Raw genomic sequence first — 12,071 nt, 5'->3', positions numbered from 1 at the left:
CTGCTTGAGTTATGCATGACAGGCAGTTTGTGTGAAGTTGACAGCTGCTCTTTGGTGTCAAAACCGGGATGTTGGCCAACACCCCCTCGTTACTTGTTGGCTATCAGGTTATAATTCGCCGGATAAATTTTTAGGAGACTACCCATGGCCCTTCCTGACAATAGTCGTCAGCCCCGTTACAAGCGCATTTTGCTGAAACTTAGTGGCGAGGCCCTGATGGGCTCGGAGAACTTCGGCATTGACCCCAAGGTGCTGGACCGCATGGCGCTGGAGATCGGCCAGCTGATCGGTATCGGTGTGCAGGTGGGGCTGGTGATCGGTGGTGGCAACCTGTTCCGCGGTGCCGCGCTGTCTGCCGCCGGCATGGACCGGGTGACCGGTGACCACATGGGCATGCTGGCCACCGTGATGAATGCGCTGGCGATGCGTGATGCGCTGGAACGCTCCAATATCCCTGCGCTGGTCATGTCGGCCATTTCCATGGTCGGTGTCACCGAGCATTACGACCGCCGCAAGGCGATGGGTCACCTGCGCAAGGGCGAAGTGGTGATCTTCTCGGCCGGTACCGGCAACCCGTTCTTCACCACCGATTCGGCGGCCTGCCTGCGCGGTATCGAGGTCAATGCCGATGTGGTGCTGAAAGCCACCAAGGTGGATGGCGTGTATACCGATGACCCGTTCAAGAACCCGAACGCGGAAAAATTCGACCGCCTGAGCTACGACGAAGTACTGGATCGCAAACTGGAGGTGATGGACCTGACGGCCATCTGTCTGGTGCGTGATCACAAGATGCCGCTGCGCGTCTTTAACATGAACAAGCCCGGTGCGCTGCTGAACGTGGTGTTGGGCGGTGCCGAGGGCACACTGGTTGAGGAGACCGTTGAATGATCAATGAAATCAAGGCTGATGCCCAAACCCGCATGCAGAAGTCGGTGGAATCGCTGCATCATGCGTTTGCCAAGATCCGCACCGGTCGTGCGCATCCGAGCATCCTGGATAGCGTCATGGTGTCTTACTACGGCAGCGACACACCGCTGCGCCAGGTGGCCAATGTGGTGGCCGAAGATGCCCGCACCCTGGCCCTGACGGTATTTGACCGCAGCATGATCCAGGCGGTGGAAAAGGCCATTCTGCAATCAGACTTGGGCCTGAACCCTGCCACTGCAGGTACCACCATTCGCGTGCCGATGCCGGCCCTGACCGAGGAAACCCGCAAGGGCTACACCCGCCAGGCCCGCCAGGAAGCGGAAAACGCCCGTGTTGCCGTGCGCAACGTGCGCCGTGACGCACTGGGCGACATCAAGGAACTGGTCAAGGAAAAGGAGATCAGTGAAGACGAGGAGCGCCGCGCCGCCGATGAAATCCAGAAAATCACCGACAAGTTCGTCGAAGACGTTGACAAGCTGCTGGCCGCGAAAGAAAGCGACCTGATGGAAGTCTGACCGGTAAGCCTTATGCCCAGTCAAAACGCTGTAGTGCCACGCCATGTGGCAATCATCATGGATGGCAATAACCGCTGGGCAAAAAAACGCTTCTTGCCCGGAGTCGCCGGGCACAAGGCCGGGGTTCGGGCGGTGCGTGAAGTCATCGAGACCTGTGCCGAGGCCGGTGTCGAAGTCCTGACCCTGTTCGCCTTTTCCAGCGAAAACTGGAAAAGGCCGGCTGACGAGGTCAGTGCGCTGATGGAGCTGTTCATGGCAGCGTTGCGACGTGAAGTGAACAAGCTCGACAAAAACGGCATCTGCCTGAAAATTCTGGGTGATTGCAGCCGTTTTCACCCCGATCTGCAGGCGGCGATCCGGGCTGCTGAACAACAGACGGCGGGCAATACCCGTTTTGTCCTGCAGGTTGCCGCCAACTACGGCGGCCGCTGGGACATCACCCAGGCGGTGCGCCAGCTGGCCGGACAGGTGCGCGAGGGCAGCCTGCAACCTGAAGAGATCAGCGAAGAGCTGATCAACCGGCATCTGATTACTCAGGGTGGCCCCGAACCGGACTTGCTCATTCGCACCGGTGGCGAGCAGCGGGTCAGCAACTTCCTGTTGTGGCAGATGGCCTATACCGAATTCTATTTCACCGATCTGTACTGGCCCGACTTCCGGCGCAAGGCCATGCAGGCTGCGCTGGACAGTTTTACCCATCGCGAGCGGCGCTTTGGCCGTACCAGCGAGCAGCTCGAAGCGGACAAACAATCATCATGCTAAAACAACGCATCATTACGGCCCTGTGGCTGCTGCCACTGGCCCTGTTGGGCTTTTTTGGCCTGCAGGGTCATGCCTTTACCGCTTTTGTCGGGCTGGTCATGGCGCTGGGCGGCTGGGAGTGGGCGCGGCTGGCCGGAGTCGGCACGCAGCCGGCACGTATCGTTTTTGCACTGGTGGTGCTGGGGCTGTTCGTCGCGCTGGTGCTGGTTGTGCCGACGCTGCCGGTCGTGCTGCTGGCGCTGGCCTGGTGGCTGCTGGCAACCCTGATGGTGTTTGCCTATCCGCGCTCCGCCGCCTGGTGGGGCGGGGTGCCGGGCAAGCTGCTGATCGGGTTGCTGATCCTGTTGCCGGCCGGTGTGGCGCTGGTCTGGCTGAAAGGCCAGCAGCAGGCCAACATGCTGATCCTGACCGTGATGCTGATGGTCTGGACCGCCGATATCGGTGCCTATTTCAGTGGCCGGGCCTTTGGCAAGCGCAAGCTGGCGCCGGCGGTCAGCCCCGGCAAGAGCTGGGCCGGCCTGTATGGTGGCCTGCTGGCCAGTGTGCTGGTGGCCACGGGCTGTGCGCTGGTGCTGGGCCTTTCTTCTGCGCAGCTGTTGCTGTTTGTGCCGGCTGCGGCGGTGATTGTGCTGTTTTCTGTGGTCGGCGACCTGACCGAGAGCATGTTCAAACGCAGCGCCGGCATCAAGGACAGCAGCAACCTGTTGCCCGGACATGGCGGCGTGCTGGATCGCATCGACAGCCTGACGGCAGCTCTGCCGCTGTTTGCCCTGTTGTTTTTGCTGACCGGCTGGCTCTGACATGCAGCAGATTACCGTTCTCGGCGCGACCGGCTCCATCGGTGGCAGCACGCTGGATGTGATTGCCCGCCATCCCGGGCGCTACCGCGCCTTTGCTTTGACCGCCCATAGCCGGCTGGATGAACTGGCCCGGCTGTGTTGGCGTTTCAAGCCCCGTTATGCCGTGGTGGCCAGTGCGCAGGATGCGGACACCTTGCAGCAACAGCTGGACGGACTCGATTGCGAAGTGCTGCATGGCGAGCAGGGCCTGTGCCGGGTTGCCAGTGCGGACGAAGTTGATAGCGTCATGGCGGCGATTGTCGGTGCGGCCGGCCTTGCCCCGACGCTGGCGGCGGTGCGGGCCGGCAAGAAGGTGTTGCTGGCCAACAAGGAAGCGCTGGTCATGAGTGGTGCGCTGTTCATGCAGGCGGTACAGGAACATGGCGCGACGCTGCTGCCGATAGACAGCGAGCACAATGCGATCTTCCAGTGCCTGCCCTGCAACTACCACGATGGCTTGCCGCAAACCGGTGTGCGCCGGCTGCTGCTGACCGCCTCGGGCGGGCCGTTTCGCGAAACCGCGCTACACGAGCTGGCCGGGGTCACGCCGGCGCAGGCCTGTGCGCACCCCAACTGGTCCATGGGCCAGAAGATTTCGGTTGACTCGGCGACCATGATGAACAAGGGGCTGGAGCTGATCGAGGCATGCTGGCTGTTTGCCGCGCGTCCGGCCCAGGTGGAAGTGGTGGTGCATCCGCAAAGCGTGATTCATTCTCTGGTCGACTATGTCGACGGCTCGGTGCTGGCCCAGCTGGGCAACCCGGACATGCGTACGCCGATTGCCCATGCGCTGGCCTGGCCACAGCGTATCGACTCCGGTGTGCAGCCGCTGGACTTGTACCAGCTGGCCCGCATGGATTTTTTTGAACCGGACCCGGAAAAGTTTGTCTGCCTGAGACTGGCCCGCGAGGCGGCCGAGCAGGGCGGCACCGCACCGGCGATCCTGAATGCTGCCAATGAAGTGGCGGTGGCCGGGTTTCTGGGCGGGCAAACCGGTTTTTTGCAGATTGCACAGATTATCGAACGCACTCTGGAGCAGCTGGCCAGCCGTGCTGCGGACAGCCTTGAGGCGATACTGGATGCCGATAAGCAGGCACGTGAAGTTGCCGGCCAGTGGCTGGCAAGGATGAGTTGATGAGCGGTCTTTACATGTTGCTGGGTACGCTGGTGGCGCTGGGCGTACTGGTGACCATTCATGAATATGGCCACTTCTGGGTGGCCCGCCGCTGCGGTGTGCGGGTGCTGCGTTTTTCCGTCGGCTTTGGCAAGCCGCTGGTGCGCTGGCATGACCGCCAGGGTACCGAGTTCGTGATTGCCGCATTGCCGCTGGGCGGCTATGTGAAAATGCTTGACGGCCGGGAAGAGACGCTGACCGCTGAAGACGAAGCGCAGGCGTTCAACCTGAAGCCGGTGCGCCAGCGCATGGCCATTGTCGCTGCCGGCCCGGTCGCCAACTTCCTGCTGGCGTTTGTGTTCTTCTGGGCACTGGCGATGCTGGGCACGCAACAGGTTCGCCCGGTGATCGGTTCCGTTGCGGCCGACAGCCTGGCAGAAGTGGCGGGGCTGGAAGCCGGGCAGGAAATTGTTGCCATTGACGGTGTGGCGGTTGCCGGCTGGGGTGATGTCAATATGCGCCTGGTGGGCCGGCTGGGTGAAACCGGCATTCTGCGGGTCGAGACCGTGCGTGACGGCAACAGCCTGGCCAACAGTTACAGTATCCAGCTGGATGCCTGGGAAAAGGGCGTCGATGAAATCAATCCGCTGCTGGCGCTGGGCATAGAGCCATGGCGGCCGGCGGCAGAGGCGGTGTTGACCCATTTCGACGAGCAGGGGCCGGCGCTGGCCGCTGGCCTGCAACTGCAGGACCGGGTGCTGGCGCTGGACGGGCACGCAATCAGCCAGTGGCACGAATTGGTGCAGCTGGTGCAGCAACGTCCGGAACAAAGGGTCGAGCTGCGGGTGCTGCGCAACGGTAGTGAACTGTTGCTGCCGGTACGGCTGGGCTCGCGCACGGCAGACAACATCACGCGTGGTTATCTGGGCGCCGGAGTCAGCGGCGGAACCTGGCCGGAGTCGATGCTGGTCCAGCGTTCTTTCGGCCTGTTTGATGGTGCTGTCGAGGGTGTTCGCCACACATGGCGCATGAGCACCATGACGCTGCTCTCGATCAAGAAAATGCTGCTGGGCGAGATGTCGGCAAAAAACTTGAGCGGACCCATCAGCATTGCTAAAGTAGCGGGCGCTTCGGCCGAATCCGGCCTGCGCAGTTTTTTGAATTTCATGGCATACCTGAGCATCAGCCTGGGTGTGCTTAACCTGTTGCCGGTTCCGGTGCTGGATGGTGGTCATCTACTGTTTTATGCGGTGGAGTGGATACGGGGCAAGCCCCTGTCCGAACGTATCCAGGCGCTGGGCATGCAGGTCGGAATAGCGCTGGTACTGAGCCTGATGGCATTTGCCGTATTTAACGACATTGCCCGCTTGTGAACCGGACATGCATGCCGCTCAGGCGGCCAACCCAAATACCGCTGTGGTTGCGACACAGCCCTGACAAGTCGGAAGAAAAAAGGACAGCATGAAACGTCTGTTATTATCCGCGGCGATTTCCGCAATCATCAGCACCCAGGTATCGGCTGCTCCCTTTACGGTCAGCGATATCCGTCTTAACGGCCTGCAGCGGGTTTCTGCCGGCAGCGTGTTTGCTGCACTGCCGCTTAATGTCGGCGACGAAATCGACGACCAGCAGCTGGCTGATGCCACACGTTCGCTGTTCCGTACCGGCTTTTTCCAGGACATCCGCCTGAGCCGTGACGGGGAAGTGCTGGTGGTCAACCTGGTGGAGCGTCCTTCCATTTCCGGTATCGACATCAGCGGCAACAAGGCGATCAAGAAGGAAGACCTGCTCAAGGGCCTGAAACAGGCTGGTCTGGCCGAAGGCGAGATTTTCCAGCAGGCCACCCTGGAGGGCGTGCGCAACGAGTTGCAGCGCCAGTACGTATCCCAGGGCCGCTATTCGGCGCATATCGATGCCAAGATCGTCGAGCAGCCGCGCAACCGGGTAGCGATCAAGATCGACATCAAGGAAGGCTCGGTCGCATCCATCCGCAATGTCAACATTGTCGGTAACACGGTATACAGCGATGAAGAGCTGACCGGACTGTTCGAGCTGAAGAAAAAGCACTTCACCTCGTTCTTCAAGGGCGACGACAAGTACTCGCGTGAAAAGCTTTCCGGTGACCTGGAGCGCCTGCGCTCGCACTATCTGGACCGTGGCTATATCAACATGGACATCACCTCCACCCAGGTGTCCATCACGCCGGACAAAAAGCACGTCTACATCACCGTCAACATTGACGAGGGCGAACAATACAAGATTCGCGAAGTCAAGCTGTCTGGCGAGCTGAAAGTACCGGAAGAAGAGGTCGAGGCACTGCTGCTGTCCAGGGAAGGCCAGATTTTCTCGCGTAAGGTGATGACCACCACCTCCGAACTGATCACCCGCCGTCTGGGCAACGAGGGTTACACCTTTGCCAACGTCAGCGGCATGCCGCAACCCCACGACGAAGACAACACCGTCACCATCACCTACGTGGTCGATCCGGGCAAGCGTGCCTACGTCAACCGCATCAACTTCCGCGGCAACACCAAGACCCGCGACGAAGTACTGCGCCGTGAAATGCGCCAGATGGAAGGTGGCTGGGCGTCAACCTACCTGATCGACCAGTCCAAGGTGCGTCTTGAGCGTCTGGGCCACTTCAAGGAAGTGACAGTGGAAACCCCGGCGGTACCGGGTACCGATGACCAGATCGACGTCAACTTCAGCGTTGAGGAACAACCGTCCGGTTCGATCAGTGCCAGCATCGGCTATGCCCAGAACGCGGGCATGATCCTCGGCGGCTCGATCAGCCAGAACAACTTCATGGGCACCGGCAACCACGTCACCATCGGCCTGACCCGCAGTGAATACCAGAGCCAGTACAACTTCAGCTTTGTCGATCCGTACTGGACCGTGGACGGCGTCAGCCTCGGCTACAACGCCTTCTATCGCAAAACCAACTACGACAAGCTCAACTATGACGTCTCCAGCTATGCGGTGGACAGCGCCGGCGCCGGCGTCACTATGGGCTATCCGATCAGCGAGGTGTCGCGTCTGACTTTCGGCATGAGTGCGCAGAGCGACAAGATCAAGCCGGGTACCTATCCGGCGGTGGAAATCGAGAATTTCATCAAGAGTGAAGGCAAAAGCTTCACCAACTTCAAGGCCACTGCCGGCTGGAGCAAGTCGACCTTGAACCGTGGTTTGCTGCCAACCGCAGGTGCTTCGCAAAGCCTGTTCCTCGAGGCGACCGTGCCCGGCAGCGACCTGAAGTTCTATCGCCTGGACTACCAGGGTCAGTACTTCAAGAGCCTGTGGGGCGATCATGCGCTGCGTTTCCATACCCAGCTGGGTTATGCCGAAAGCTATGGTTCAACCAGCCGTCTGCCGTTCTATGAGCACTACTACGCCGGTGGTTTCGACTCGGTACGCGGCTTCCGTGATGGCACCCTTGGTCCGCGCAGCACCTACCACAAAAACGATCCGGATCAAGACTACCTGCCCTTCGGCGGTAACGTGCTGGTGCAGGGTGGTGTTGAGTGGATTTTCCCGATGCCGTTCGTCAAGGACCAGCGTTCCATCCGCAGCTATGCCTTCTGGGACGTGGGTAATGTTTTTGACACCAACTGCAGCAAGGAGCAGAAGCAGCGTAACGAAACCGGTTGTGACATCCGCGCAGGAGATCTGGCCAGCTCGGCCGGTGTCGGCCTGACCTGGGTCACCGCCATGGGCCCGCTGAGCTTCAGCATTGGCCGTCCGATCAAGAAACCGGACAACTCCAAAACCCAGTTCTTCCAGTTCACACTGGGACAAACCTTCTAACCCGTTGTACACGTCAATCAAAAAGGAATCCTATCGTGCGTAAACTCATTCAAATTGCGGTTTTTTCAACTCTGGCGGTAACGGGTGCAGCCTGGGCAGACGTCAAGATTGCCGTGCTGGATTACCAGATGGCCCTGCTTGATTCCGATGCGGCAAAGAAGTATGCCGTTGACTCGGAAAAGAAATTCGCCCCCCAGCTGAACAAGCTGAAGGCGCTGGAGAGCGACGCCAAGCGTCTGCAGGACCGTCTGATGAAAGATGGCGAGAAAATGCAGCAGGCCGAGTACGAGCGTCTGGAGCTGGAACTGAAGCAGAAAGCCCGTGACTTCCAGATCCAGTCCCAGGACCTGAACGAAGCCAAGGCCGCTGCCGACAACGAAGTGCTGCAAACCCTCAAGCCGAAACTGGACAAGGCTGTCGAAGAAGTACTCAAGGCCGGCAACTATGACCTGGTCATCGATCGCAATGCCGTGGTTGATGTCAAGCCACAGCTGGACATCACCCTGCGCGTGATCGAACGCATGAACCAGATGCGCTAAGAGGCACAAGCGATGAAGACCTACCGCCTGCACGAGCTGGCCGAACTGCTGAAAGCCGAGCTGCGTGGCGCAGCCGACCTGCAGATCAATGGGCTGGGTACCCTGCAGCATGCGGGCCCTGACCAGATGGCCTTTCTGGCCAATGCCAGCTACCGCAAGCAGCTGGCCGAGACCCGTGCCGGTGCGGTTTTGCTCAGGGCGGAGGACGCCGAAGGCTTTGCCGGCAACTGCCTGGTGCTGGCTGATCCTTACCTGGCCTATGCCAGGCTGTCGCACCTGTTTGACCGCAAGCCGGTAGCCCCTGCGGGCATTCATCCGTCAGCGGTGATTGCCGACAGCGCGCAGGTTGCCGCCACGGCTTCCATTGGTCCCGGCGTGGTCATCGAGGATGAAGCGGTGATTGGCGATAACGTGGTGCTGGGCGCCCATACTTTCGTGGGCGCACGCAGCCGTATCGGCAAGGATGGCTGGCTGGCGCCACGGGTTACCCTGTATCACGATGTCAGCATCGGCGAGCGGGTGGTGATCCAGTCCGGTGCGGTGCTGGGCGGTGAGGGCTTCGGCTTTGCCAAACAGGACGGCCAGTGGCTGAAAATTGCCCAGATTGGCGGCGTGACGGTCGGCAACGATGTGGAGATCGGTGCCAACACCACCATCGACCGCGGTGCGCTGGACGACACCCGTATCGGTAATGACGTCAAGCTCGACAACCAGATCATGATTGCCCATAACGTCGAGGTGGGTGATCATACGGCGATGGCTGCCTGTGTCGGGATTTCCGGCAGTACCCGCATCGGTCGCAACTGCATGCTGGCCGGTGGCGTCGGACTGGTCGGGCATATCGAAATTTGTGACAATGTCTTCGTCACCGGAATGACCATGGTTACCCACAGCATCAGTGAGCCGGGAGCCTACTCGTCGGGTACCGCCATGCAGCCGGCCGGAGACTGGAAGAAAAACGCGGTGCGCTTCCGCCAGCTGGATGATATGGCCAAACGGATTCGCGCACTGGAAAAAAACGACAGGAAGTGAGTTGCACGGCAGGTGCCGCTTCCGCTTTCTTGATTTGCTGAATCGGGGCGCATTGTTGCGCCCCGAATGCCTATTTGAAATTTAAGGTTATTTACCCATGTTGGATATCAATCAAATTCGCCAGTTGTTGCCTCATCGTTACCCTTTTTTGCTGGTGGATAGGGTAGAGACCCTCGACCTTGAAGAAAAAACCATCAAGGCCTACAAGAATATCAGCATCAACGAGCCGTTCTTCAACGGCCACTTTCCCCAGCATCCGATCATGCCGGGTGTGCTGATCACTGAAGCCATGGCCCAGGCGGCCGGTATCCTCGGCTTCAAGATGATGAACTCGACGCCGGATGACGGCACCCTGTACTACTTTGTCGGCTCGGACAAGCTGCGCTTCCGTCAGCCGGTGGTGCCCGGCGACAAGCTCGAGCTGGAAGCACGTTTCCTCAGCGTCAAGCGCGGCATCTGGAAGTTTGATTGCCGTGCCACCGTTGGCGATGCTCTGGTATGCTCGGCTGAAATCATCTGTGCGGAACGCAAACTATGAGTTTGATCGACCCTCGCGCCATTATTGATCCATCCGCAAAGCTGGCCGCCAATGTGCAGGTCGGCCCCTGGACCATCATTGGTCCGGATGTGGAGATCGGCGAGGGTTGTGTGATTGCCTCACACGTGGTCATCAAGGGGCCGACGGTGATCGGCCGCGACAACCAGATCTACCAGTTTTCCTCGGTGGGTGAGGACACCCCCGACCTGAAGTACAGGGGCGAACCGACCCGGCTGGTGATAGGTGACCGCAACGTGATTCGCGAAGGTGCCACCATTCACCGGGGGACCGTGCAGGACCGCAGCGAGACCCGCATCGGCAATGACAACCTGCTGATGGCCTATGTTCATGTCGGTCACGACAGCGTGATCGACAACCACTGCATTCTGGTCAACAACACCGCGCTGGCCGGTCATGTGCACGTCGGCGACTTCGCCATCCTGTCCGGCTATACGCTGGTGCATCAGTACTGCCACATCGGCCCTTACAGCTTCACTGCCATGGGTACGGCGGTGGGCAAGGACGTGCCGGCATTTGTCACGGCTGCAGGCAACCCGGCAGAAGCCCGCAGCATGAATTTTGAAGGCATGCGCCGACGCGGTTTCAGCCCGGCCACCGTGCAGGCGCTGCGCCGTGCCTACAAGCTGGTCTATCGCAGTGGCCTGACCGTGGATGTGGCAATCGAACAGCTGGCCGATAGCGCCGCCGAATATCCTGAAGTGGCGTTGTTTCGTGACTCGATCCGTCACTCCACCCGGGGCATTACCCGTTAATGGAGCGTCACCTCAAGGTTGCACTGGTCGCCGGTGAGGCCTCCGGCGACATTCTCGGTGCCGGCCTGATGCAGGCGTTGCGTGAACAGCACCCCGATATCGAATTCATCGGGGTGGGCGGGCCGCTGATGCAGGCGCAGGGTTTGCAGTCATTCTTTCCGATGGAGCGTCTGGCCGTCATGGGGCTGGTCGAGGTGCTTGGCCGCCTGCGCGAGCTGCTGCGACGACGCAGAGAGTTGACCACCTACCTGTTGCAGCAACAGCCGGACGTGTTCATCGGCATCGACGCACCGGATTTCAACCTTGACCTGGAGCTGAAACTGCGCGAGCAGGGGATCAAGACGGTCCACTATGTCAGCCCGTCGGTATGGGCCTGGCGGCAGAAGCGGGTTTTCAAGATCCGGCAGGCCTGCGACCTGATGCTGTGCCTGTTGCCGTTCGAGGCACAGTTCTATCAAGAGCACCAGGTGCCGGTGCATTTTGTCGGCCATCCGCTGGCCGACAGCATTGCACTGGAGCACGACCGCGAAGCTGCCCGTCAGCAGTTGCAGCTGTCCGGCGCAGGCCCGGTGGTGGCGCTGCTGCCGGGCAGTCGCGGGGGCGAGGTGGCGCGACTGGGCGAGCTGTTTCTGGCGACTGCCAGGCTGTTGCACCAGCGTGATCCCTCGTTGCACTTTGTCCTGCCGGCAGCCAATGCCATGCGCCGGGCACAGCTGGAAACCCTGCTGGAAAATTTCACCGATGTACCGGTTACTCTGCTGGACGGACAGTCCCGGCTGGCATTGCAGGCCTGTGATGCGGTACTGATCGCCTCGGGTACGGCCACGCTGGAAGCGATGCTGTTCAAGCGTCCCATGGTGGTTGCCTACCGGCTGGCCTGGCTGACCTACCGCATCCTGAAGTTGATGGTGAAAAGCCGTTATTTTGCCCTGCCCAACTTGCTGGCGGACGAGGCGCTGGTGCCTGAATTCATCCAGCATGCCGCCACGGCGGAAAACCTTGCCGGCGCCATTGAACAGCAATTGGCTGACGGCAGCCGGCAGACGGCGCGTTTTCTGGAATTGCACCAGTTGATGCGCCGCGATGCTTCGCGGCAGGCTGCCCGGGCGGTGTTAGAGCTGCTTTGAGTTTTTGGCTTCGGCACGGCAGGCCGGGCTGCTGTCGTTGTGTTTGGGGCAGGTTTTTGGGTCTGGGTAGAGCGCAACTGTAGGTGCGAATTTATTCGCAC

Annotated in this window: 12 protein-coding genes; all 12 read left to right on the top strand. The window is 60.2% G+C overall.

Translation table 11 applies throughout. The annotated features are described in order from the left end of the window. Nucleotides 1-144 precede the first annotated feature (144 nt). The 12 genes from pyrH (at nucleotide 145) to lpxB (ending at nucleotide 11,970) form a co-directional block, all read left to right on the top strand. Nucleotides 145-888, top strand: a complete 744-nt coding sequence (gene pyrH / locus AR306_RS09365) for a UMP kinase (protein ID WP_101497326.1) — start codon at nucleotides 145-147, stop codon at nucleotides 886-888. Beyond that, on the top strand, nucleotides 885-1,442 hold the full coding sequence (frr, locus tag AR306_RS09360) for a ribosome recycling factor (RefSeq protein ID WP_101497325.1): 558 nt from the start codon (nucleotides 885-887) through the stop codon (nucleotides 1,440-1,442). The genes pyrH and frr overlap by 4 nt, the downstream gene beginning before the upstream one ends. 12 nt (nucleotides 1,443-1,454) lie before the next feature. After that, nucleotides 1,455-2,204 carry a polyprenyl diphosphate synthase gene (gene uppS, locus AR306_RS09355; RefSeq protein ID WP_101497324.1) on the top strand — a complete coding sequence of 250 codons (750 nt, stop codon included), beginning with the start codon at nucleotides 1,455-1,457 and terminating at the stop codon, nucleotides 2,202-2,204. Beyond that, nucleotides 2,198-3,004, top strand: coding sequence for a phosphatidate cytidylyltransferase (locus tag AR306_RS09350; protein ID WP_101497323.1), 807 nt, complete (start codon nucleotides 2,198-2,200; stop codon nucleotides 3,002-3,004). Before uppS ends, AR306_RS09350 begins: the two co-directional genes overlap by 7 nt. A 1-nt stretch (nucleotide 3,005) precedes the next feature. Then, the gene (gene ispC / locus AR306_RS09345; RefSeq protein ID WP_101497322.1) at nucleotides 3,006-4,178 is read left to right on the top strand and encodes a 1-deoxy-D-xylulose-5-phosphate reductoisomerase; all 1,173 of its coding nucleotides are present in this window, start codon (nucleotides 3,006-3,008) and stop codon (nucleotides 4,176-4,178) included. Further along, nucleotides 4,178-5,530, top strand: a complete 1,353-nt coding sequence (rseP, locus tag AR306_RS09340) for an RIP metalloprotease RseP (protein WP_101497321.1) — start codon at nucleotides 4,178-4,180, stop codon at nucleotides 5,528-5,530. The genes ispC and rseP overlap by 1 nt, the downstream gene beginning before the upstream one ends. 88 nt (nucleotides 5,531-5,618) lie before the next feature. Continuing rightward, nucleotides 5,619-7,961, top strand: a complete 2,343-nt coding sequence (gene bamA, locus AR306_RS09335; protein WP_101497320.1) for an outer membrane protein assembly factor BamA — start codon at nucleotides 5,619-5,621, stop codon at nucleotides 7,959-7,961. A 35-nt stretch (nucleotides 7,962-7,996) separates the two neighbouring features. Continuing rightward, a complete protein-coding gene (locus AR306_RS09330; protein WP_101497319.1) occupies nucleotides 7,997-8,500 on the top strand; it encodes an OmpH family outer membrane protein in 504 nt (167 codons plus the stop codon). Between the two features lie 12 nt (nucleotides 8,501-8,512). Beyond that, nucleotides 8,513-9,532 (top strand): UDP-3-O-(3-hydroxymyristoyl)glucosamine N-acyltransferase, encoded by a 1,020-nt coding sequence (lpxD, locus tag AR306_RS09325; protein ID WP_101497318.1) that lies wholly within the window; start codon nucleotides 8,513-8,515, stop codon nucleotides 9,530-9,532. Nucleotides 9,533-9,629: 97 nt separating this feature from the next. Next, the gene (gene fabZ, locus AR306_RS09320; RefSeq protein ID WP_101497317.1) at nucleotides 9,630-10,070 is read left to right on the top strand and encodes a 3-hydroxyacyl-ACP dehydratase FabZ; all 441 of its coding nucleotides are present in this window, start codon (nucleotides 9,630-9,632) and stop codon (nucleotides 10,068-10,070) included. Next, on the top strand, nucleotides 10,067-10,843 hold the full coding sequence (lpxA, locus tag AR306_RS09315) for an acyl-ACP--UDP-N-acetylglucosamine O-acyltransferase (RefSeq protein ID WP_101497316.1): 777 nt from the start codon (nucleotides 10,067-10,069) through the stop codon (nucleotides 10,841-10,843). The genes fabZ and lpxA overlap by 4 nt, the downstream gene beginning before the upstream one ends. Next, complete coding sequence (lpxB, locus tag AR306_RS09310; RefSeq protein ID WP_101497315.1) at nucleotides 10,843-11,970, top strand: lipid-A-disaccharide synthase; 1,128 nt, start codon at nucleotides 10,843-10,845, stop codon at nucleotides 11,968-11,970. The genes lpxA and lpxB overlap by 1 nt, the downstream gene beginning before the upstream one ends. Nucleotides 11,971-12,071 lie beyond the last annotated feature (101 nt).

The sequence above is a fragment of the Thiopseudomonas denitrificans genome, assembly GCF_002866065.1.
Taxonomy (GTDB): domain Bacteria; phylum Pseudomonadota; class Gammaproteobacteria; order Pseudomonadales; family Pseudomonadaceae; genus Thiopseudomonas; species Thiopseudomonas denitrificans.
The sequence above is the reverse complement of the archived record's forward strand: the minus strand, read 5'-3'. Positions and strand labels throughout refer to the sequence as shown.

What these genes read in the sequence shown, in the direction of transcription:
- AR306_RS09350 (WP_101497323.1), top strand. Translation starts at nt 2,198, where the DNA reads ATGCTAAAACAACGCATCATTACGGCCCTGTGGCTGCTGCCACTGGCC.
- frr (WP_101497325.1), top strand. Translation starts at nt 885, where the DNA reads ATGATCAATGAAATCAAGGCTGATGCCCAAACCCGCATGCAGAAGTCG.
- fabZ (WP_101497317.1), top strand. Translation starts at nt 9,630, where the DNA reads ATGTTGGATATCAATCAAATTCGCCAGTTGTTGCCTCATCGTTACCCT.
- ispC (WP_101497322.1), top strand. Translation starts at nt 3,006, where the DNA reads ATGCAGCAGATTACCGTTCTCGGCGCGACCGGCTCCATCGGTGGCAGC.
- lpxA (WP_101497316.1), top strand. Translation starts at nt 10,067, where the DNA reads ATGAGTTTGATCGACCCTCGCGCCATTATTGATCCATCCGCAAAGCTG.
- lpxB (WP_101497315.1), top strand. Translation starts at nt 10,843, where the DNA reads ATGGAGCGTCACCTCAAGGTTGCACTGGTCGCCGGTGAGGCCTCCGGC.
- bamA (WP_101497320.1), top strand. Translation starts at nt 5,619, where the DNA reads ATGAAACGTCTGTTATTATCCGCGGCGATTTCCGCAATCATCAGCACC.
- lpxD (WP_101497318.1), top strand. Translation starts at nt 8,513, where the DNA reads ATGAAGACCTACCGCCTGCACGAGCTGGCCGAACTGCTGAAAGCCGAG.
- pyrH (WP_101497326.1), top strand. Translation starts at nt 145, where the DNA reads ATGGCCCTTCCTGACAATAGTCGTCAGCCCCGTTACAAGCGCATTTTG.
- uppS (WP_101497324.1), top strand. Translation starts at nt 1,455, where the DNA reads ATGCCCAGTCAAAACGCTGTAGTGCCACGCCATGTGGCAATCATCATG.
- rseP (WP_101497321.1), top strand. Translation starts at nt 4,178, where the DNA reads ATGAGCGGTCTTTACATGTTGCTGGGTACGCTGGTGGCGCTGGGCGTA.